The organism is Streptomyces sp. NPDC002935 (assembly GCF_040611295.1).
In the GTDB taxonomy this organism is placed as follows: Bacteria; Actinomycetota; Actinomycetes; order Streptomycetales; family Streptomycetaceae; genus Streptomyces.
Map to the genome: position 1 here is coordinate 1 of NZ_JBEXNW010000016.1, position 20,611 is coordinate 20,611.

General features: G+C 71.5%; 20 protein-coding genes. 10 read left to right on the top strand and 10 right to left on the bottom strand.

The genetic code is table 11. The annotated features are described in order from the left end of the window. Nucleotides 1-146: 146 nt before the first annotated feature. From ABZX90_RS22200 to ABZX90_RS22215, 4 genes are all read right to left on the bottom strand, one after another. Entirely contained in the window at nucleotides 147-1,043 is an 897-nt protein-coding gene (locus ABZX90_RS22200; protein ID WP_351119378.1) for a class I SAM-dependent methyltransferase, read from the bottom strand. Between the two features lie 38 nt (nucleotides 1,044-1,081). After that, complete coding sequence (locus ABZX90_RS22205; protein WP_355207533.1) at nucleotides 1,082-2,233, bottom strand: glycosyltransferase family 4 protein; 1,152 nt, start codon at nucleotides 2,231-2,233, stop codon at nucleotides 1,082-1,084. Nucleotides 2,234-2,301: 68 nt separating this feature from the next. Continuing rightward, on the bottom strand, nucleotides 2,302-2,700 hold the full coding sequence (locus tag ABZX90_RS22210; RefSeq protein ID WP_351119093.1) for a 6-carboxytetrahydropterin synthase: 399 nt from the start codon (nucleotides 2,698-2,700) through the stop codon (nucleotides 2,302-2,304). A 137-nt stretch (nucleotides 2,701-2,837) separates the two neighbouring features. After that, on the bottom strand, nucleotides 2,838-3,818 hold the full coding sequence (locus ABZX90_RS22215) for a zinc-binding alcohol dehydrogenase (protein WP_351119092.1): 981 nt from the start codon (nucleotides 3,816-3,818) through the stop codon (nucleotides 2,838-2,840). Nucleotides 3,819-3,926: 108 nt separating this feature from the next. On the opposite strand from ABZX90_RS22215, the gene ABZX90_RS22220 reads away from it, so the two are divergent. After that, on the top strand, nucleotides 3,927-4,736 hold the full coding sequence (locus tag ABZX90_RS22220) for a CDP-alcohol phosphatidyltransferase family protein (RefSeq protein ID WP_351119091.1): 810 nt from the start codon (nucleotides 3,927-3,929) through the stop codon (nucleotides 4,734-4,736). A gap of 86 nt (nucleotides 4,737-4,822) precedes the next feature. On the opposite strand, the gene ABZX90_RS22225 is transcribed toward ABZX90_RS22220, so the two are convergent. Next, nucleotides 4,823-5,821 carry a hypothetical protein gene (locus tag ABZX90_RS22225; protein WP_355207237.1) on the bottom strand — a complete coding sequence of 333 codons (999 nt, stop codon included), beginning with the start codon at nucleotides 5,819-5,821 and terminating at the stop codon, nucleotides 4,823-4,825. Between ABZX90_RS22225 and ABZX90_RS22230 the strand changes: the two genes are divergently transcribed. The 4 genes from ABZX90_RS22230 to ABZX90_RS22245 all read left to right on the top strand — a co-directional run bounded on the left by ABZX90_RS22230 (nucleotide 5,799) and on the right by ABZX90_RS22245 (nucleotide 8,573). Next, nucleotides 5,799-5,963, top strand: coding sequence for a hypothetical protein (locus tag ABZX90_RS22230; protein WP_351119089.1), 165 nt, complete (start codon nucleotides 5,799-5,801; stop codon nucleotides 5,961-5,963). The genes ABZX90_RS22225 and ABZX90_RS22230 overlap by 23 nt on opposite strands. 92 nt (nucleotides 5,964-6,055) lie before the next feature. Beyond that, complete coding sequence (locus ABZX90_RS22235; protein WP_355207241.1) at nucleotides 6,056-7,195, top strand: ABC transporter ATP-binding protein; 1,140 nt, start codon at nucleotides 6,056-6,058, stop codon at nucleotides 7,193-7,195. Next, nucleotides 7,192-7,902 (top strand): ABC transporter permease subunit, encoded by a 711-nt coding sequence (locus ABZX90_RS22240; RefSeq protein WP_355207244.1) that lies wholly within the window; start codon nucleotides 7,192-7,194, stop codon nucleotides 7,900-7,902. The genes ABZX90_RS22235 and ABZX90_RS22240 overlap by 4 nt, the downstream gene beginning before the upstream one ends. After that, complete coding sequence (locus ABZX90_RS22245) at nucleotides 7,899-8,573, top strand: ABC transporter permease (protein ID WP_355207247.1); 675 nt, start codon at nucleotides 7,899-7,901, stop codon at nucleotides 8,571-8,573. Before ABZX90_RS22240 ends, ABZX90_RS22245 begins: the two co-directional genes overlap by 4 nt. Nucleotides 8,574-8,617: 44 nt before the next feature. Here the strand turns inward: ABZX90_RS22245 and ABZX90_RS22250 are convergent, their stop codons facing one another. Genes ABZX90_RS22250 through ABZX90_RS22265 form a run of 4 tightly spaced genes read right to left on the bottom strand, consistent with a single transcriptional unit; the run spans nucleotide 8,618 to nucleotide 12,593 of the window. After that, on the bottom strand, nucleotides 8,618-9,145 hold the full coding sequence (locus tag ABZX90_RS22250; protein ID WP_351119376.1) for an ATP/GTP-binding protein: 528 nt from the start codon (nucleotides 9,143-9,145) through the stop codon (nucleotides 8,618-8,620). Nucleotides 9,146-9,179: 34 nt separating this feature from the next. Next, complete coding sequence (locus ABZX90_RS22255) at nucleotides 9,180-9,611, bottom strand: DUF742 domain-containing protein (RefSeq protein ID WP_351119085.1); 432 nt, start codon at nucleotides 9,609-9,611, stop codon at nucleotides 9,180-9,182. A 58-nt stretch (nucleotides 9,612-9,669) separates the two neighbouring features. Continuing rightward, the gene (locus ABZX90_RS22260) at nucleotides 9,670-10,143 is read right to left on the bottom strand and encodes a roadblock/LC7 domain-containing protein (protein ID WP_351119375.1); all 474 of its coding nucleotides are present in this window, start codon (nucleotides 10,141-10,143) and stop codon (nucleotides 9,670-9,672) included. Between the two features lie 2 nt (nucleotides 10,144-10,145). Continuing rightward, nucleotides 10,146-12,593, bottom strand: coding sequence for an ATP-binding protein (locus tag ABZX90_RS22265; RefSeq protein ID WP_355207250.1), 2,448 nt, complete (start codon nucleotides 12,591-12,593; stop codon nucleotides 10,146-10,148). A 454-nt stretch (nucleotides 12,594-13,047) separates the two neighbouring features. Here ABZX90_RS22265 and ABZX90_RS22270 point away from each other — a divergent pair, with 454 nt between their 5' ends. Next, the gene (locus ABZX90_RS22270) at nucleotides 13,048-14,007 is read left to right on the top strand and encodes an ABC transporter substrate-binding protein (RefSeq protein ID WP_351119083.1); all 960 of its coding nucleotides are present in this window, start codon (nucleotides 13,048-13,050) and stop codon (nucleotides 14,005-14,007) included. Nucleotides 14,008-14,108: 101 nt separating this feature from the next. Beyond that, nucleotides 14,109-15,788, top strand: coding sequence for an aromatic amino acid ammonia-lyase (locus tag ABZX90_RS22275; protein WP_355207254.1), 1,680 nt, complete (start codon nucleotides 14,109-14,111; stop codon nucleotides 15,786-15,788). A gap of 122 nt (nucleotides 15,789-15,910) precedes the next feature. Here the strand turns inward: ABZX90_RS22275 and ABZX90_RS22280 are convergent, their stop codons facing one another. Further along, nucleotides 15,911-17,392 carry an MFS transporter gene (locus tag ABZX90_RS22280; protein ID WP_355207257.1) on the bottom strand — a complete coding sequence of 494 codons (1,482 nt, stop codon included), beginning with the start codon at nucleotides 17,390-17,392 and terminating at the stop codon, nucleotides 15,911-15,913. Nucleotides 17,393-17,706: 314 nt separating this feature from the next. On the opposite strand from ABZX90_RS22280, the gene ABZX90_RS22285 reads away from it, so the two are divergent. The 3 genes from ABZX90_RS22285 (at nucleotide 17,707) to ABZX90_RS22295 (ending at nucleotide 20,593) form a co-directional block, all read left to right on the top strand. Further along, nucleotides 17,707-18,285, top strand: a complete 579-nt coding sequence (locus ABZX90_RS22285) for a helix-turn-helix domain-containing protein (RefSeq protein WP_355207260.1) — start codon at nucleotides 17,707-17,709, stop codon at nucleotides 18,283-18,285. 167 nt (nucleotides 18,286-18,452) lie between these two features. Further along, the gene (locus tag ABZX90_RS22290; RefSeq protein WP_355207262.1) at nucleotides 18,453-20,015 is read left to right on the top strand and encodes a serine/threonine-protein kinase; all 1,563 of its coding nucleotides are present in this window, start codon (nucleotides 18,453-18,455) and stop codon (nucleotides 20,013-20,015) included. Nucleotides 20,016-20,152: 137 nt separating this feature from the next. Further along, nucleotides 20,153-20,593: a PAS domain S-box protein gene (locus ABZX90_RS22295; protein ID WP_355207265.1), complete on the top strand. Its 441-nt coding sequence runs from the start codon at nucleotides 20,153-20,155 to the stop codon at nucleotides 20,591-20,593. The last annotated feature ends 18 nt before the right edge of the window (nucleotides 20,594-20,611 follow it).

A 20,611-nucleotide genomic window follows, 5' to 3' on the forward strand; every position in this document is an offset into this window, starting at 1 on the left:
CCGGGCCCCCGCGGGGGCCCCCGGGGGGCCCCCCGCGCGGCTGGGGCCCCCCGGGGGGGGGGGGTGGGTGTCGGGGGGGGGGCGCTGGCGCGCGGGGGCCGGCGCCGGGGGGGCGGCGGCCACGACCACCGTCTCCAGGCCCGCGCTCACACCGCACCCCCGGCCGGGTGCGGCAGGGCCAGCACATCGCTGTGGTGGACCAGCACGCGCAACTCGCCCGCGGCACAGGCCGTCAGACGGGACTCCAGATACGACTCCGCTCGTGCCGCCAGCTCGGGGCGCTGTTCCACCGCCGCGCCGACCCAGCCGCGCAGCCACTCCGCGGTGAGGTCGGCCTCGTCGGGGCCGAGCCGCCAGGGGCTCGGGTGCACCCGTACGGTCGCGTCGTAGCGGCCGAACGCCTCGCAGGCGGCCGTGACGGCCTCCGGGCCGAGCCGTTCGCCGCGCCGCTGGTGGGCGTTGAACGCCTCGCCGATCTCGGCGTCCATCGGGTCGGCCGGGGTGAGTTCCACCCGTCCGACGACGGACAGTGTCAGCAGGGCGGGCACACCGGCGCCGGCGCAGGCCGCCGCGAGCCGGTCGATCTCCTCGCCGGTGAGCACGTCGAGCAGTGCCGACGCGGTCACCAGGGAGGCGCCGGCCAGGGCGTCCGGGGTCAGCCGGCCGATGTCACCGCGCTGGGTGGTGACGCCGACGTGGCTGCCGTCGGCCGCCGCCTTGGGCGCCCCGACGGTGGCGAAGTGCAGCAGGTACGGGTCCCGGTCGTGCAGGATCCAGTGCTGGGCGCCGTCGAGACGGGGCGCCAGCCAGCGGCCCATGGAGCCGGTGCCGCAGCCCAGGTCGTGAATGACCAGGTCGCCGCCGCGCACCGGCCGGTTGGCCAGCCGGATGCGCAGCGGGTCGAGCAGGTCGGCCGCCCGCGCGGCGGCGTCGGCGGGTTCGCGCAACTGGAGCCACTGGGGCGCGTAGCGCGGCACCTCGTCGGCGCCCGGTTCCCCGACTCGCTGACCGGGCACGCCCGTCCTCACCTTCTCCTCGGGGATGCCGGAGTCCGGCCCGCTCGCGGGAGTCGTCGCGGTACTCACGCCGCCCTCCGGGGTTCCTGGGGCAGTCGGCCGAGCACGCCGGCCAGGCTGCGCGCCGTGGTCGCCCAGCCGTCGAGCGCGGCACGCCGTCCGCGGGCGGCGGCCTTCAGCCGGCGGCGTACGTCGGCCTCGCCGAACCAGCCGCGCAGCTCGGATGCGAGGGCCGCCGGGTCCTCCGGCGGTACGAGGATGCCGGGCACTCCGCCGTCGGGTGCGCGTCCGACGGCCTCGGGCAGACCGCCGACGTCCGTGGCGAGCACCGGGATGCCGCGTGCCAGGGCCTCGGTGACGGCCATGCCGTAGGTCTCCGCGTACGAGGTGAGGACCATGAGGTCGGCGGCGGCGTAGCTGGCGTCGAGTTCGGCGCCGGCCTGCGGTCCGGCGAGGTACAGCCGGTCGCCGAGGCCGTACTTCGCGATCAGGCCGCGCAGCTGGGCGACGTAGGCCGGGTCCTGGCCGAGGCCGCCGACGCAGACGCAGCTCCAGGGCAGGTCCTTGACGGTCGCCAGGGCTTCGATGAGCCGGTGCTGGCCCTTGCGCGGGGTCACCGCGGCGACGCACAGCAGCCGCGAGACGCCGTCGGTGCCGGAGGCGAGCGGTGCGATGTCGGCACCGGGCGCGGCGACATGGACGCGGTCGGGGGCGAGGCCGTGGTGGGCGACGAGCCGGCGGACGGCCCAGTCGCTGGTGGCCACGACGGCCGACACGGCCCGCAGGGTCGTCCGTTCCCGGGCGTCCAGTTCGGCGGCCACGGCGGGCTGGAGCCCGGTCTCGTCGCCGAGCGGCAGGTGCACGAGCACGACGAGACGCAGTCGGCCGGCCTCGGGGACGACGATCTCGGGGACTCCGCAGGCGACGATGCCGTCGAGGAGGACGACCGTGCCGTCGGGCAGGTCGGCCAGTGTCCGGGCGAGTTCCGTACGGGCGCCGGTGCCGGGGCGGGGCCACTCGCCGGGGACGGCGTGCCGGTGGACCTGCCAGCCGAAGCCGGGCAGGTCGAGGCAGAGCCGGCGGTCGTAGGCGTTGCCGCCGCTCGGCGCGGTCGCGTCGTCGACGCCGCCCGGCATCACGAAGTGCACTGAGCGCAGGGACATGGGGATGATCTCGGCGTTCTTGAGAGCCGCGTTCTGCACGGGCACGTAGTTCAGTGCGCCCGGGCCTGTGGTCGCGGAGGCGGGGCCGGGAAGCGGGGACGCCTTGTCGAGGGTCGCGTCGGTCACAGCACACGCTCGTAACTCGCCCAGGCGATGTGCGACTCGTGCAGGGTGACGGTGATGCCCGCGAGGCCGTGGGCGCCTTCGCCGAGGGCTCCGGCGTGCACACGGTTCGCGAGCCGGTCGGCGATGACCTTCGCCAGGAACTCGGTCGAGGTGTTGGTGTCCTTGAAGTCCGGCTCGCTGTCGAGATTGCGATAGTTCAACTCGCTGACGACGGCGCCGAGCTCCTGCGTGGCCAGTCCGATGTCGACGACGATGTTGTCGTCGTCCAGCTCGGCGCGGCGGAAGGTGGCGTCCACCAGGAACGTCGCCCCGTGCAGGCGCTGCGCGGGTCCGAAGACCTCGCCACGGAAGCTGTGGGCGATCATCAGGTGATCGCGGACGGTGATGCTGAACAACGGACGACCCTCCAGGTGCGGTGCGTCTGATCCTCTGCCGGGATCACGTCGTGTAGTACGGCTGTCCTGTTCACCTTGTTCAGCCGCCGGTCGGCCTTTCTTCGGCGTCCGCTGAGGTCAGGCCGGTTCTCGGCGGCTCAAACGTCTTCGTAGGCGACGCGGTGGCACAGGGCGGGTATCGATCCGGAGGCGAGTTTCCCCATCACGTCGGGGAGTTCCCCGAAGGCGCACTCGCCGGTGATCAGGGCGTCGAAGGATGGTTCGGCGAGGAGTTCCAGGGCGAGTGCGAGGCGGTCGGCGTAGGTCCTTCCGGCCCGGCCGGAGGGGGAAACGGAACCGACCTGGCTGCTGCGCAGGGTCAGGCGGCGGGAGTGGAAGGCCTCCCCCAGCGGCAGGCTGACCCGGCGGTCGCCGTACCAGCTCAGCTCGATGACGGTCCCCTCCGGGGCGAGCAGGTCCAGGGAGCGGGTGAGTCCGGCCTCGGTGGCGCTGGCGTGCACCACGAGGTCGAGGTCACCGGCGGCGTCCTCGGGGAGCGCGAAGTCGATGCCGAGCGCCCGGGCGACAGCGCCGCGTGCCGGGTCGGCGTCGACGAGCTGGACCCGTACTCCGGGAAAGCGGGCGAGCAGCGCGGCGACCGAGCAGCCGACCATGCCGCCGCCGACCACGGCGATCCGGTCGCCGATCAGCGGGGCGGCGTCCCACAGGGCGTTCACGGCGGTCTCGACGGTGCCGGCGAGGATGGCGCGGGAGGCGGGCACCGACTCGGGTACGACCGTCACGGCGCTCGCCGGGACGACGTACCGCGTCTGGTGCGGGTAGAGGCAGAAGACCGTGCGCCCGAGCAGATGCCCGGGACCTTCCTCCACCCGGCCGACGCTCAGATAGCCGTATTTCACGGGCGCGGGGAAATCCCCGTCCTGGAACGGTGCACGCATCGAGGCGTGCTGGTTCTCCGGGACTCCCCCGCGGAACACGAGGGTCTCGGTGCCCCTGCTGACTCCGGAGTAGAGCGCGCGGACGAGCACCTCCTCCTCCGTGGGCGCGGAAAGGGCGATGTCCCGGATCTCACCGTGGCCCGGCGACGCGAGCCAGAAGGCGCGAGCTGTGAGTTCCATGAGCGTCCCCCTGAACGATGGAGCAGATCTTCACGTACGGACCAGTGACAAGTCGCGCACACGGTACGCGGCGTTGATCGAATCTGTCATACGGCCGGAGGATGCGCGGTGGCCCTGAACAACATGTACGGAGCGAGGCTCCCCCAGCAGGAGACCATGGTGGGAGCCGGCGTGCAGCTCCTGCTGCTGGCGCTGCTGGGTGCGGCGATCGGGATGGGGCCCGCGGGCTGGCTGACCGGTCTGGCCTTCGCGATCGCCACCTGGGCGGTGCTCACCCGTGCCCTGCGGCGCACCCAGCCCCGCTCGTTCGGACCCGCCAACCGTGTGACGCTCGGCCGCGCGATCCTGGTGGGCGGCGTCACCGCTCTGGTCGCGGACTCCTTCCAGAGTTCGCCTCCGGTGAGTCTGCTGGTCGGTCTGACGGCGGTCGCCCTGATCCTCGACGGCGTCGACGGCAAGGTCGCCCGGCGGACCGGCACGTCCTCCGCCCTGGGGGCGCGCTTCGACATGGAGGTGGACGCGTTCCTGATCCTCGTGCTGAGCGTGTACGTCGGGATGTCGCTGGGGCCGTGGGTGCTGCTGATCGGCACGATGCGGTACGCGTTCGTCGCGGCCGCCCGGGTGATGCCGTGGCTGAACGGCGCGCTGCCGCCGAGCATGGCGCGCAAGACGGTGGCGGCCATGCAGGGCGTCATCCTGCTGGTCGCGGGTGCCGGGGTCCTGCCGTACGCGGCGACGATGGGGGCCGTGCTGCTGGCCCTCGCGCTGCTCGTGTGGTCGTTCGGCCGGGACATCGCGTGGCTGTGGCGGCAGAGCCGCCGTGGGCCCGTCGAGCGGGCCCTGGAGGCCGAGGCCGAGGCCGAACGGCCGCGGGAACTGGTCGGCGCGGCTTCGGCCCCGGCGCGTTCCGAGGGCTGATCCCCTGCCCTTGCAGGCAGTGGGTAGCGGTTGCAGGTGGCGGGTGGCAGATAGCTGGTAGCAGGTCATGGGGTCTACGGGGATGTTCAGTAAGTGATCTTCACGCCGCGAACCGTGTGGTTGTCCGTAGCGCTACCGGTGGCAGCGGCGAATCCGACCAGGACGTTCTGCGGCAGGGCGACGGCCGTGTCGATGACCTGTGTGCCGTCCACGGCGACCAGGACGTGTCCGGCGGTCGTCACGGTCACATCGACGACATGGGTGCCGGTCCGCAGGGCGGGCACGGCGGTCGAGGTGGCGGCGTAGGTGAACGGCGAACCGGTTCCGCCGACGGCCACCCCGACGAAGTTGGCCGACCGGTCACCGGTGTTGCGATGGGTGTCCAGGGTGACGGCGATGCCCGGCAGACCCGCGTAGCCGAGGCCACCGCCTCCCGCGCCCAGTGCCGTCGGAGTCGCCTTCGCCGCGTCGAGCAGCAGCAGGGCGAGACCGTCGGCGCCGGTGCCGCCGCCGATCGCGGCGGTGAAGGTCGCCTTGAGGCGGGCCGACGGTACGGCGGTGCCCTGGACGGCTGACCCCCTCGCGCCCTGCACGGCCTGGGTGAGCACCAGGTCGGTGCCGGACAGCGCGGCAAAACCGTTGCAGGTCCAGCGGTTGGGTCCGGGCGGCGGCACCGCGTACGAGGTCGCGGTGATGACCGCGTCCCGCTGCCCAGCGCGGTGGGGGTGGCGCCGGCCCGGGTCCAGCAGGCCGAAGGTGCGGCCGTCGCCGCCGCTGCCACCGCCGATGACGGTGGAGAACGCGGCCTTGAGACCGTCGGTGACCACCGGGACCGGGAAGACGGCCGAGCCCACCTGGCGGGCTCCGGTACGGGTGAGTTGCAGGTCGGCGCCGGACAACTGGGCGGAACCCTTGAGCTTCCAGCCGCCGTCCCCGGGCGCCGGGACGGTGACCCGGCCGGGCGCGGTTCCGGTACCGGTCAGTGATTCGTTCTGCGGTCCGCGGCCGTCGTCGGAGGTGAGCTGATAGGTACAACTGCGTTCCCTGGAACCGTTTAAAGCGATGCGGCAGGTCCAACAGGTCAAGGGACTGGGCGTCTTCGCCGCCGAACTGGTCGTCGTCCACGGCGCCAACCACCCCGACGTCCTGCCGTACAGGAACGCAGACTCGCCGCGGAGATCGCCGAGCGAAATCGGACGTCCGCCCGACCTTCGCGACCTGTCCTGACCGGGATCGAACATCAACTGGCTAGACTACGCACCCTTGTGCACGCGATCGCGCCAGGCGCGAGCAAGGCCGTTCCCGAAGGGTTTCGACGCTTGATAGCCATCGAAGATGTCAGCAAGCGATACGCCGACGGCACGGTGGCCGTCGATCGCCTGTCTCTCCAGATACCGAACCACTCCATCACCGTTCTCGTCGGACCTTCGGGCTGCGGCAAGACCACCACGCTCCGCATGATCAACCGTATGGTCGAGCCGAGCAGCGGAGCGATCCGCGTCAACGGCGAGGACATCCGGAGCCGGCCGGTCAACGCCCTGCGCCGCTCCATGGGTTACGTCATCCAGAACGCCGGTCTCTTCCAGCACCGGACGATCCTCGACAACATCGCCACGGTGCCCCGGCTGCTCGGCTGGTCCAAGCAGCGCGCCCGGGACCGCGCGGCGGAACTGATGGAACGGGTCGGCCTCGACCCGGGCATGGCCCGCCGTTATCCGTACCAGCTCTCCGGCGGCCAGCAGCAACGCGTGGGCGTCGCCCGCGCGTTGGCATCGGACCCGCCCATCCTGCTGATGGACGAGCCGTTCTCCGCGGTCGACCCGGTCGTCCGCCGGGGCCTGCAGGAGGAGTTGCTGCGCATGCAGGGCGAACTGGGCAAGGCCATCGTCTTCGTCACCCACGACATGGACGAGGCGATCACGATCGGCGACCGCATCGCCGTGCTGCGCACCGGGGGCAAGCTCGCCCAGTTCGCCGCCCCCGACGAGATCCTCTCGTCGCCGGCCGACGCGTTCGTCGAGCAGTTCCTCGGCGCGGACCGGGGCATCCGGGGTCTGTCGTTCCTGTCCACCCGCGATCTCGAACTCGACCGCTCGCGGGTCTTCCCCGTCGGCTCCGACTGGCAGGAGATCGCCGGACGCGAGACGGGAGAGGCTCCGGTGCTGGTGACCGACGCCGGCGGAAAGCCGCTCGGCTGGGCCGACCCCGGCACCTGGAGCGGTGACGTCGAGTCGCTCGAACCGTGCGGGCAGAGCTTCGTGGTGGGCCGGGACTCCCTGCGGGTCGCCCTGGACCGGGCCGTGCTGTCGCCGACCGGGCAGGCGGTCGCCGTCGACGGCGGCGGACAGGTGCTCGGGGTCGCCGGGCAGGAGACGGTCGCCGCGGCGATCCGGCTGGCACGGCAGCGGCGGGCGGCGGACGTCCCACAGGACACGACGCCGGCGAAGGCCGGGCGATGAACGGGTTCTTCGACATACCGAGCGACCTCCAGCACAGCTACGGCGGCCTGATCGCCATCCACATGCAGGAGGCACTGGTCCCGGTGCTGGTCGGCCTACTGCTGGCGCTGCCGATCGGCCTGCTGTGCGTCCATTTCGACTGGATCTATCCGCCGGTGCTGTGGACCTCCACGGTGCTCTACGCGATCCCGTCGATCGCCTTCTTCGTGGTGCTCATCGACTACACCGGCCTGACGCAGCTGACCGTGATGATCCCGCTGTGCCTGTACAGCCTGGTCGTGCTGGTACCGGCGGTCGTCGACGGCATCCGCTCGGTCCCGGAGGAGACGAACGCCGCCGCCTCGGCCATGGGCATCGGCCTCGCCCGCCGCTATTTCCAGGTCCAACTGCCCATCGCCGTACCGGCGATCATGGCCGGACTGCGGGTGGCCGTCGCGTCCAGCATCAGCCTGGTGAGCGTCGGCGCGCTGATCGGCAACCAAGGAGGGCTCGGCAATCTGCTGACCACCGCGCAGTTGTACGGCCGGCCCCGCCTCGCCGTGACCTCGGTGGTCACCACCGCCGCCCTCGCGATCGTGATCGACGCCCTGCTGGTCCTGCTGCGGCGGGTCCTCACGCCCTGGGAGCCGCCGTCCGCCCGCGCGGCTCGGCGCTCCGGGACCAAGACCGCGGAAGCCGTCGCCCGCACTCCGGAGGGTGTGTCGTGAACGTACTCGATTTCATGCGGTCCTTCTTCAGCGACGTCGCCCACTGGCACGGCTACGACGGCATCCCGCAACGTGTGTGGGAGCACATCCAGTACACGGCCGGTGCCCTGGCGATCGCCGCGGCGATCGGTCTGCCCATCGGTCTGGTCACCGGACACACCGGGCGCGGCGGCAACACGCTGGCCTTCGTGTCCGCGGGCGCCCGCGCGCTGCCGACCTTCGGGCTCCTGGTCCTGATGTTCGTCTGGCTGGGTCTCGGCATCGTGCCCGTGATGATCCCGCTCGTGGTGCTGGCGATCCCGCCGATCCTCATCACCACCTACGAGGCGATCCGCACCGTGGATCCCTCTCCCGTCGACGCCGCCCGGGGCATGGGCATGCCGGAGGGGCAGATCCTGTTCCAGGTCGAGGTCCCGGCGGCGCTGCCGCTGATCCTCAGCGGACTGCGCTCGGCGACGGTCCAGATCGTCTCGACGGCGACGATCGCGGCCTATGTGTCGCTCGGCGGAGTGGGCCGGTACATCCTGGACGGCCTGTACCAGCACGACTACGAGAAGGTGACCGGCGGAGCGGCCCTCACGGCCGTCCTCGCGCTGCTCGTCCTCGTGCTTTTCTGGGCCGTGGGCAAGGTGGCGGTCTCCCCCGGCGTGCGCAGGCGCCGGACCGCGTGACGGTGGCGACCACGGCGGGGACGGCCTTCGGGCCGTCCCCGTTCTCAGCGCTCGGCCGTGGCGAGGGCGTGCTCGAGCACGACGAGCAACGCGTCCCGCACGGACCCTCGTTCACGTGCGTCGAACACGGTCAGCGGCACATGGTCGGCGACGTCGAGTGCCCACCGTACGTCGTCCAGATCGTGTTCGAGTTTGCCGTCGAAGGCGTTGACGGCCACCGCGAAGGGGATCCCGCGGTGCTCGAAGTAGTCGACGGCCGCGTAGCAGTCGTCGAGCCGTCGGGTGTCGACGATGACGAGCCCGCCGAGCGCGCCCTCGACGAGGTCGTCCCACATGAACCCGAACCGCTCCTGGCCGGGGGTGCCGAACAGGTAGAGCTTCAGCGTGGGGTCGAGGGTCACGCAGCCGAAGTCCATGGCGACGGTCGTCGTCACCTTCTCCGGAGTGTGGCTGAGGTCGTCGACGCCGGCGGCGACCGAGGTGATGGAGGCCTCGGTGGTCAGCGGCTCGATCTCGGATATGGCCCCCACCGTGGTGGTCTTGCCCACGCCGAAACCGCCCGCGATGACCATCTTCACCGGCAGCGGCGGCCGCGGCCGCTCGTCGTCAGCCCTCACGGATCGCGCCTCGGGAGTCGGGGATAGCTCTGAGACCATCGATAACCCTTCGCAGAACGGTGACATCGCGGTGGGAGTGGGCCTGCGGTGCGTACAGGGCCAGTTGACCGTCGGCGCGCAGATCGTCGGCGAGTACCCGGATCACATTCAAGTGCATCCGGAGTTTCGCCGCGATCTCCGCGAGCGACTGCGGCTCACGGCAGACCGTGATGATGTCGCGATGCTGGTCGAACACGAAGGCGTCCAGCGCCGCCAGTCCCACATGGGTGGCCACCACCTGCGTCTCGATCGGGATCGGCGGTACGAGACTGTCACCGCCGGCGATCCGCCCCGCCGTCAGCAGGAACGGCCGGACCACCGAGGCGGGGCGCTCCACTCCCCACTCGGCGTCGTCACCGGCCAATGGCTCGCCGGACGTCATCACATCCTCCCCCTTCATCTCACGGGGTGTCACCGGTCATGTGCCACCCCGTCGGACGTCAACCGGTCGGTGCGATGCCCACGGTGTTCTTCAGCTCCATGACCAGCTGCGGGCTCAGTACCGCACCGGCCCGGTTGGCGAACAGGGTCATCTCGTAGGCGATGTTGCCGAGCTTCGCCTCCTTCGAGGCCACCACGCCGAGCACCGCTCCGGCGCCGAGGGCGGACACCAGGACGTGCCCTTCCTCCAGGTCGATGATGACCTTGTTGAGGCTGCCGAGGCCGTAGTTGCCGGAGGCGCCCATGGCGAGGCTGGTGATGCCGGAGACGATCGCCGCGAGCCGCTCGGAGTCCGCCTGGCCGCGCAGTTGGGAGACCGCGATGAGCAGTCCGTCGGAGGAGACACCGATCACGTCGACGACCCCGGCTGTCTCGGTGGCGAATCGATTGAGCAGCCAGTTGAAGTCGGCGGCGGCGGTCTTCACGTCCGTCGCGGGTTCCGCTGTCCGGGACTCCGGCTCGCCTGTCCACATGGTCACGTGCTCATGCCTTCCGGGGAAGAGGGTCTTCTGTTCTGGGTGTTGGGTCCGGCCGGGCCGCCGGGCCTGCCGCCCGGCCGGGTCGTCCCGGTCCGGACGTCCTCGGTCGCGCTCTCACGCTCGGCCCGCATGACGGCGGCCTCGAACTCGTCGAGCTCCTCGCGTGCCGCCTCGGCGTCCGTGGGCTGCCAGGAGGGCGGCCGACGGTGGGTGAGGTGTTCCTTGGGTCTGGGCAGCCGGCTCGACGCGGTGCCGGCCGACAGGGTCGCACCGCGCACCCGGCGGCGCAGCGGAGCGGCGTCGCCGGGCCGAGACGGAGCCGCGGGGTCCGGGGCGGCTCCGGTGCCGGGCCGGGCGCCGCCGTGTGTCGTCGCGCGCTCGGCGCCGGGGTCGGTCGCCGCTTCCGAACGGCGGGCGTGGCCGGGGGACTCGGCGGTCTGGGACCACGCGGGCACCCTGCGGGGCAGGCCCGCGGGTCCGGCCGGCGACTCGACCTGTGCCGGGCGCGGCTCCGTCGGGCCGGAACGGCGCACGGGTGCCTGGATGCGCGGGGCGCGGGGTACGGAGGGGCCGTGGTCGCCGAGCACGAGGTGGGACGTGGGCACCGCGACGGTGGCGGTGACGCCGCCGCCCGGGGTGCGGGACAGGACGACCTCGATGCCCCAGCGCCGGGACAGACCGCCGACCACGAACAGACCGAGGACCTCCGTCGGCGCCAGGTCGAGGCGTTCGCGCCGGATCAGCCGGGCGTTCTCCTGTTCCAGCCGCTCGGGGCTCATGCCGAGCCCGTGGTCGATGATCTCGACGAGGGCTCCGCCCCCTCCGTGCCGGGGCCGCAGGACCACTTCGACGGCGCTGGTCGCCGGGGAGAACATCACGGCGTTCTCCAGGAGTTCGGCGAGCATCAGCGTCAGGTCGCCGACGATGTCGGGGACGACTGTGACATCGCCCTCGGCGTGCGGGGTGACGCGCTGGTAGCCCTCGATCTGGCCGAGCGCGGCGCGCACGATGTTGCTGAGCCGCATCGGTTCGGTGTTGAGGCCGGTCTCGCTGATCCCGGCGAGCAGCATGAGGCTGTCGGCGTTGCGCTGGAGACGGACGGCGATGTGGTCGATGCGGTACAGCCGGTCCAGTACCTCGGGGTCCGTCTCGCCGCGCTCCACGGAGTCGATCAGGGCGAGCTGGCGTGCTGTCAGGTTGCTGACGCGGCGGCCGACGTTGCCGAACATCTCGGCGATGTTGCGCCGGCTGACGACCTGGCGTTCCAGCAGCGCGGTCGCGGTGATCTGAACCTGGTTGAACGCTTCGGCCAGTTCACCGATCTCGTCGCGCACCGGCACGGGGACGGCTTCGAGCCGCGGCGGGCTCGCGTCGTCGGCGTCGTCGTCCGCGACGCGGGCGAGCTCGCTCTGGGCGGCGCCGGCGACGTGCTGGGCCGCCGCCGTGAGGGTGCGTACGGTCCGCACCACGGAACGGCGGGTCAGCACGGAGAACAGCAGCCAGGCGGCGAAGGCGAGCAGGTTGCCGACGATCAGCCAGGCCAGCCGCCACCAGGCGGCGTTCGACGCTGACTGGGCGTCCGCGGCGATCTCGCCGATCAGGCTCTGGACGATCTTCAGCCGGTTCTCTGCCTGCCGCTCATAGGTGGGATCGGCCCGCAGCGCGTCGCCGAGCGCGGCGCGCAGTTGGGTGGCGTTCTCGGCGACCAGACCACCCGGGTCGACCTGGAGCGCGGCCCAGTGCTGGGTGATGACGCTCTGGTACGGGCTGCGCTCGATCCCGGCGAGATCGGTGCCCTGTTCCTGGCTGGCGAACCGGGTGAACCGCTCGGCCTGGTAGGTGTACTGGTCGTAGTCGCCGACGGCGTTGGTGAACTCGATGAGCGCGTTGGGGTCGCGGGTGCGGGCGGCGAAGACGCTGGTCTCGAAGGAGGCGTGGGCGGCGTCGGCGCGCAGCAGCGCGTCGAGCAGATTGCCGGCGGACGAGGAGGACTCACTGCCCGACTGGCCGAGACCCAGGCCGTTGATGAGGCCTTCGATCACCGCTCCGTACGCCGGGTCGATGTTGTCGGCGGGGATCGGCCCCTGCTCGACGGTCTTGCGGAGGCTGTCCAGGCCCTCCAGTTCCTTCAGCGCCTGGGCCTCGCCCTCGGGCAGCCGGTCGCTGTAGGCGTCCCGGACGGCCGCGATGCGGGTACCGACCTTCTCCTGCGCGTCCAGGTAGGCGGAGGTGTCGGGCGAACTCTCCCCCGAGCGGGCCGCCTCATAGCGCAGGGAGACCACGAGTGCCTGCCGGTGCTCGGTCTGCACGGCGTCGATGAGCTTGGTCACCTGCGCGCTGTCCCGGACGAGTTGGGCGGTGTCGGCGGCGGACCGGGCCCGGTCGATTTCGTCGGAGGCGACATAGGCGAGCATCACGGAGATGACCGCGAGCGGCACAATCACCAGAACATTGAGTTTCCGGCGGAAAGGCCAACGGTCCAGCAGAGATGGTGTCCGGCCGGTCCGAAGAGCCGTGGACGGCTGCCCCGAGGCGGCTTTTCTGTGCGCGGGCACCCAACCTCCTTGACTTCATTCCCCGTTGGAAGCCCATGGGCAGGCCTGCATGGATCAATGGTCACGAACAGCGCGATCGGCCCGGCAAGTGGAAGGGGGCCCTCGGCGCGGCCAACACTAGCGGCTGCCGTAAGAGTACGGCCATGATCAACCGAAAAGTGACACGCCCGGACGCCTGATTCGCTCGGTTTTCGGTCACGTTGCGCCTACGGGCTGAAGCTGTACGGTCCCCTTCAGTGATCTATTCGTGTCTTGACGGTAGTTGAGGCAGCTCGATTGGATCGTCAGGACCGTCACACCCGTGCCCACCGGCCACCAATGCCCCACTCATTGCCAAGTCTGGATGACCAACGTGACCATTGCCAGAAGCACTCGAATCTCCGCAACCTACGCTGTTTCCCTGCTGGTTGTGGCCGCGGCCGCACTGACGGGCTGCGGTTCCTCCGACGACTCCGGCAAGGACGACCCGTTGAAGGGCGGCGCCGCCAAGGGCGGTACGGTCGTTGTCGGTTCCAACAACTTCCCGGAGAGCATCCTGCTCGCCGACATCTACGGCGAGGCCCTCAAATCCAAGGGCGTCAAGGTCAGTTACAAGCTGAACATCGGCAGTCGCGAGACCACATACGGCCTGATCAAGAACGGCACGATCACGGTCCTGCCGGAGTACAACGGCGCCCTGCTCGCCTACCTGGACGCCAAGGCCGCCCCGACGACCGTCGAGGAGACCAGCAAGGCCATATCGGCCAAACTCGACGCGAAGCTCTCCCTGTTGACCCCGTCCGAGGCCCAGGACAAGGACGCGATCGCCCTCAACGAGGCCACGGCGAAGAAGTACAGCCTCACGGACAAGTCGACCATCAGCGACCTCGCCGACGCGGCGAAGGACCTGGTCATCGGCGGCTCCCCCGAATTCCAGACCCGGCAGCAGGGTCTGAAGGGCCTGAAGTCCGTATACGGTCTCGAATTCAAGAGCTTCAAGGCACTGGACGCGGGCGGCCCGCTCACCGTGGCGGCCCTCAAGGGCAACAACATCCAGGCCGCGGATATCTTCACGACTGACCCTGGAATCAGTAAGAACAAGTTCGTCGTGCTTCAGGACCCGAAGAATCTCTTCGGGTTCGAGAATGTAACTCCGCTGACATACAAGAGCGATCTGCCCGCGGCCGGAGTTTCCGTCCTCAATGACGTCTCGGCGAAGCTCGACACCGAAACCCTGGTGAAGCTCAACAGCGAGGTGCAGGACGGCAGCAAGGACCCGCTGGACGTGGCGAAGACGTGGCTGTCCTCGGCGGGACTCAGCTGACGTCGGCGTCGGCAGCCGGTCGACGGGTGCCTGCGGGCCGGGGAGCCGTGCTCCCCGGCCCGGCTTTCCGACGGCGCACGGCTGGGGGGTGAACGTCCGTCATGCTCGAACACACGGCCGACGCGGCCATCGGCGGCACGGTCGGCAAGGCCGCACCGCCCAGGGCCGCACTGACCAGCGCCCCACCGCCCACCACAACACAGTTCACCGTCGCAGGGCCCGGTGCCACCCTCTGCGGCGAGGGCCTCGATGCCGCCACGGTGGCCCGGATCGCCGACGGAGCGACGCCTCCGCCCCCGCATCCGGCGGCACTTGAGGCGATGGAGCACACCCGGCGCGCAGCGCGCCGGCTGGCGGCGGAGGGCGCCCGGGTCTACGGGCGCAGTACCGGCGTGGGAGCGCACCGGGGCCTGGCCGTCGAGGAACACGACGGCGCGGGCCATGATCTGCGGTTGCTGCTCAGTCACGCGGGCGGCGTGGGCGAGCCCCTGCCCGCCCGCCAGGTCCGCGCGATGATGGTCGTGCGGGCCAACCAACTCCTCGCGGGTGGATCGGGACTGGGCCCCGAGACAGCGGTGGCTGTCACGGACGCGCTCCGGGCGGGAGCGCATCCCCTGGTGCCCGAGTACGGGTCCGTGGGCACCGGCGATCTCACGGCGCTGGCCCAGCTGGGGCTCGCCCTCTTCGGCCACGGCACCTGGCTGTGGGACCGGACGGACTCCGTTAGTCCCTTCCCCGGGAGCCCTTTCGCCGAGAGCCCGCTCCCGGACCGCCCGTTCCCGGCGGCTCTGCCCATTCAACGAGGCGACGCACTGGCCCTGTTGAGCAGCAACGCCCTCACCCTCGGACAGTCCGCGCTCGCCTGTCACGACCTCGGCGTCCCGCTGCGCGCCGCGCACGTGGTGGCGGCGCTCTCCCTGCACGCGGTCGGCGGCTCCCTGGAGCCGTACGCGCCCGAGGTCCACCGAGCCCATCCGCATCCGGCGGTCGGGCTGGCGGCGGCCCAGGTCCGGGGACTGCTCGGTGTGCCCGACGGGAACGGAACGGTCGTACCGGGGACGTCGAGCGGAGTGGCGGCACGGGTGCAGGACCCCTTCGGCTTCCGCTGTTTTCCCCAGGCCCACGGACCCGCGACGGAGGCGTGGTCCGATCTGGACCGGGTGCTGTCGATCGATCTCAACTCCGCCACCGAGAACCCCCTCATCGGCTGGGACGAGACCACGGGCGACCCCGTCGCACGGCATCACGGCGCCTTCTTCGCCGCGCCGCTCACCCTCGCGCTCGACCGGCTGGGCCTCGCCGTGCTCGGCACGGCCCGGCTCTCGGCGGCCCGGCTGTCCGCCCTCGGCCGCCCCGAACTGACCGGACTGAGCTCCTACTTGGCCGACGACTCCTCGGCCGGGTCGGGAATGATGATCCTGGAGTACAGCGCCGCGTCCGCCCTCGCCGAGGTACAGGCGTGCGCCGCCCCGGCCGCGCTCGGGCACGTGGTGCTGTCCCAGGGCATGGAGGAGGCGGCTACCTTCGCGACCCAGGCGGCCCGCACGTCGCTGCGGCTGGCGCGGGCCTACCGGCTGGTCCTGGCCTGCGAACTCGTAGCGACGGTAAGGGCGTTGCGACTGCGCGGCACGCCTCCCGCTCCGGACACCCCGGCGGGCCGTGCCTACCTCCGCGCGGCGGCGGCCCTGGACCCGGACATGCGGGACCGCCCCCTCACGGGCGATGTGACCGCCGCTTCGGCCCTGCTCGACGAGTTCGCCGAACTCATCACCGACGACTGAGAGGACCCTGCTCGGCGAGGGCACCCCGGGACGGGGCGGCGCCGGACCTGACCGCGTCGGGCCCAAGCGCCGCTCCCGTCCCCCGAATCCCCGTATCCCCGTATCGTCGGTTCCGAGCACGGTCAGTTCCGCGCACCCGGTGCGACGGCCTCGGCTTCGGCCGTCGCACCCTCACCGGCACCGGGAGCACTGCTCACGGTCCGCCCCGAAGCCCGGGGCGCGCCGGAGAGGCGTACCGCGCGCTGGACGGGCACGAGGAGCGCGGCCAGTGAGGCAGCCAGGCAGAGCAGGGCGAGCAGGGTGAACCCGTGGGTGTACCCGGACTCGTGCGGCAGGCCCGAGGACTGGAGCCGGCCGGTCACCAGGACGCTGGTCACCGCGGCGCCGATGGACCCGCCGATGGTGCGGATGTTGGCGTTCATCCCGGTCGCGGCGCCGGTCTGTTCGGCCGGGACGCTGCCGACGATGAGGTTGGCCATCGCGGCGAAGGCGAGTCCGATGCCGAGGCCGAAGACGCCCGCCGCGAAGGCGATCTGCCACGGCCGGTCGTGCCAGAGTGCGAGGAATCCGCACGCGACCGCGCCGAGCCCCGCACCGGCGACGAGCAGCTTCTTGGCGCCGAGGACGGGCTCCAGCCGGCCGCTCAGCACTCCCGAGCAGAACATCGCGATCAGCATCGGCAGCATGAGCAGTCCGGCGGCGGTCACGCTCGCGCCGAAGCCGTAGCCAGCGGAGCTCGGGGTCTGGACGAACCCGGGGAGGAAGGACCAGATCGCGTACATGCCCGCGCCGAACAGCAGCGCGGCGGTGTTGGTGGTCCACACGGCGGGCAGCCGCATGATGCGCAGGTCGATGAGCGGGCTGCGGGAGCGGGCCTCGGAGCCGAGCCAGAGCGCGAAGAGCAGCAGGGCCGCGGCGAACAGACCGATCACCTTGCCCGATCCCCAGCCCCAGTGGGTCGCCTGGCTCAGCGGCAGCAGCAGCGCCACGAGCCAGCCCGACAGCAGCACGGCGCCGAGCCAATTGACCCGCCCCTGGGCCCGGTTGGGCGACTCGGGGACGTAGCGCAGGGCGATCAGCGCGGTGACCGCGACGACCGCGACGGGGATCCAGAACAGCCAGCGGTAGTCGAGCGCGGTGACGATCGGACCGGCCGCCACCATGCCGACTCCTCCGCCGGCGGCGATCACGGCGGACAGGTTGCTGATGCTGCCGCTCACCTCGGACGCGGCGAACTCGTCCCGGATGATGCCGAAGGACAGCGGGAACAGGGCTCCGCCGATGCCCTGCACGACCCGGGCGACGATCAGGACGCCGATGGTGGGCGCGAGCGCGGCGAGCAGACAGCCGGCGAGGACCGCCAGGAGTACGGCGACGAGGGTGCGTTTCTTGCCGACCAGGTCGCCGACCCGGCCGAGGATGGGCGTGAAAATCGAGGCGGACAGCAGATAGGCGGTCATCACCCAGGTCGCGGTGGACTGCGAGGTGTGCATCGTGTGCTGGACGGTCGGCAGGGCCGGCGCGATCAGCGACTGCAGCATGGCGAACACACCGGCACCGGTCGCGAGGACCGCGAAGGTGAGACGGGTGGACGTGCGGGGCATGAAGAGCCTCTCCGGACAGGATGCGGCCGAGGTCGTCGGGGCCACGGTCGTACGGGACGGGCGGTTGCGGGGAAGCGTCGGGCACGCCGACGGCCGCGAGGGCGGTCGCGGAGTGGACGGTCGGGGGGGTGGGCCTGTGCGGTGCGGTCACCGCACGGTCCGCCGGGATGCGAGGGCGGGGCGCGAACGCGTCGGCTCCGCGTGCGGCCGCACGCGTCCACGGCGAGCGCACCCCGACTGGTAAAGTGGAGGTACCCCTCCACTGTAGCGGAGGCATACCTCCGCTTCAACCTCGATCCAGCCGGGAGGCAGCAGTGACGGCACAGCCGTTCCCCGTCAGCGAGATCGTCGCGTCCCGGCGTCCGCATCGGAAGGACGCGGCCCGCAACTACGACGCGCTGCTGGCGGCCGCCCGCGAGGCGTTCGCGGAGAGCGGCGCGGAGGCGTCCCTGGAGGACGTGGCCCGTCGCGCGGGCGTCGGCATCGGCACGCTGTACCGGAACTTCCCGACCCGCCGCCATCTCTTCGAGAGCGTCTACGCGGGCGAGGTCGACGATCTGTGCCGGGTCGCCGAGGAGGTCGCCGACCAGGAACCGTGGGCGGCACTGACGTCATGGCTGCACCGCTTCGTGGACTACACGGTCACGAAGCGGGCCATCCGCGAGGCTCTCAACGACGAGTCGGAGATCTTCCTGGCCTGCCGGGAATCGATGTACGCGGCCGGCGGCCCCCTCTTCGAGCGCGCGCAGAAGGCGGGCGAGGCGCGGACCGACATGACCTTCGACGACCTGTTGCGCATGGTCGCAGGCATCACGGCGACGAACTTCCTGGACGACGCCCAGCGCGACCGCGTCCTGTCGGTGGCACTGGACGGGGTCCACACCCCCAGCTGACCAGGGATCCGGCAGGGATGATGCCGGGGGGCGGCCGCCTCCTCCTTTTCTCCCGGCGACCGCGCGAGCGACGGGACCCTCCGGCTCGCACGACTGGGCTAGAGTCGGCGCGGTCCCCGGTCTGACGTTCTGCCGTGGGGAGTTGCGCGCTGGGGGATGACAGCACCATGCGGTACGAAGACGTGGCACTCTCCGGATACGAGATCCAGGGAGTCCTGGGCCGGGGCGGCTTCGCCACGGTCTACCGGGCACACCAGTTGGCGGTGGGCCGGGAAGTGGCGCTGAAGGTGGACGGCAGGGCGCTGGCCTCGGACCGTGACCGGCAGCGCTTCCTGCGCGAGGTCACGGCGGCGGGCCGGCTGTCCGGGCATCCGCACGTGGTCCCGGTCTACGACGCGGGCGTCCTCGGTGACGACCGCCCGTACATGGTCATGGAGTTGTGTCCCGGCGGCTCGCTCGGCCAACGCCTGCACCGCCATGGACCGCTCACCGTCAAGGAGGCCCGCGACATAGGGCTGGGCATCGCCGACGCGCTGGCCGCGGCGCACGCCTTCGGGGTGCTGCACCGCGACATCAAGCCGGGCAACATCATGGTCAACCGGTACGGGGCCGCGGCCCTCACCGACTTCGGTCTGGCGGCCATCCCCAGGCCCGGCCGGGAACTGTCGGTGACACGCGAGGCGCTGACTCCGGCGTACGCGCCGCCCGAGGCCTTCCACCTGGCCGAACCCACGACGACCGGCGACGTGTACTCACTCGCCGCGACGCTCTACGCCCTCCTGCGGGGCCGTCCACCGCATCACCCCGAGGACGGCACCCAGCTCAGCCTCCCGGAACTCATCGTCCGGCACACCTGGCCCTACCCCGATCTGCCGGGAGTCCCGAGCGCCCTCAACGACGTGCTCAGACACGCCCTGGCGACGGATCCGGCGTCCCGGATGTCGGACGCGGGTACGTTGCGGGACGCCCTGGCCGCGGTGGACATCGACGGCACCGATGGGGGCGCGTTCGGGCCGGCGCCCCGCATGGCCACCGCCGTTCCCGCGCACCGGGACGCGCCGCCCACTCCGTACACGCCGCCCGGCGGGGCGAGCACGGTCGCGGAGCCCGGCGACCGCAGGTCTTCGCGGTGGCGGCCCGGACTGATCGGCGTGCTGGCGGCCGTGGTCACCGTTGGCGTGTCCGTCACCTTGGTGATCCATGAGTACGGGTCGCCGGGCAGCCCCGACTCCTCGTCCTCCGGGTCCCCGTCCCCGAGTGCCACGGGCCAGGGCTCGCCGGGCGGCGACGCGGCCTTCGGCGGCGTGCGGACCACCTCTCGCGGCTGCGTCGCCGCGGGTGTCGAGGGGGTGGGCGGCCGCTGCGTCACGAGCGCCGAGTGCTGGAGCGGCATCACCGACATCTCGGGGACGATCACCGTCAGCCGCGCCGACTGTCACATCGAGCATGTGTGGGAGACCTTCGCCATCGCCCCGCTGCCCAAGGACGGGATGACGTACAACGCGAGGGATCTCGCGAAGCATCCCGACGTACGGACACTGTGTTCGCAGCAGGTCATGCGGAACTCCCTGACGTCCGCCGGCCGCGCGGACGGCACCCGCTGGGAGGTGGACGTCCTGCCGCCGACCGCCGCGCAATGGGCCGAGGGACTACGGGTGTTCCGCTGCGTCGCCGCGGCGCTCACGGACGACGGGCAGACCACGAACAGCCACTTCGGAGCGGACGGCTGACGTGACGTCGCGCCGGAGTCCCTCTCCGGCGACGGCGCGCGGTGACCGCGTACCGCCGTCAAGTGCCGCCGCGGCAAGGGAACTTCGGACTGGATTCTGTATACTGTCGCCACCAATGGCCCCGGTTCGGAGGCGACATGGAGAATCTGGATCCCGCGGTGGTGCTGGGCATGGCTTCCCAGGCACCCGACGGAGTGGTGATCGTCGACAGTGACAACCTGATCCGCTACTGGAACCGGGGCGCCGAGCGCATCTTCGGGTTCTCGGCGGCCGAAACGGACGGCCGCAGCCTGGACGTCATCATCCCGGAGAAGCACCGTCGGCGTCATGGGGACGGCTTCCGCACGGCCATCGAGAACGGTGCCACCAAGTACGGCGAGGCGGACCTCCTGACGGTTCCCGCGCTCGCGGCGGACGGCAGGACGCTGTCCATCGAGTTCAGCGTGGTGCTCCTGGCCGGGAGCGACGGCGCCTCTTACGTCGGTGCCGTCATCCGGGACGTCACCGCGCGGCGCGCACGGGAGCGGGAGATGATGCGGCGCCGGTCCGAGGCCGGCGCGGAGCGCGCGACGGTGTGACCGTCGTGATCCCGTGAT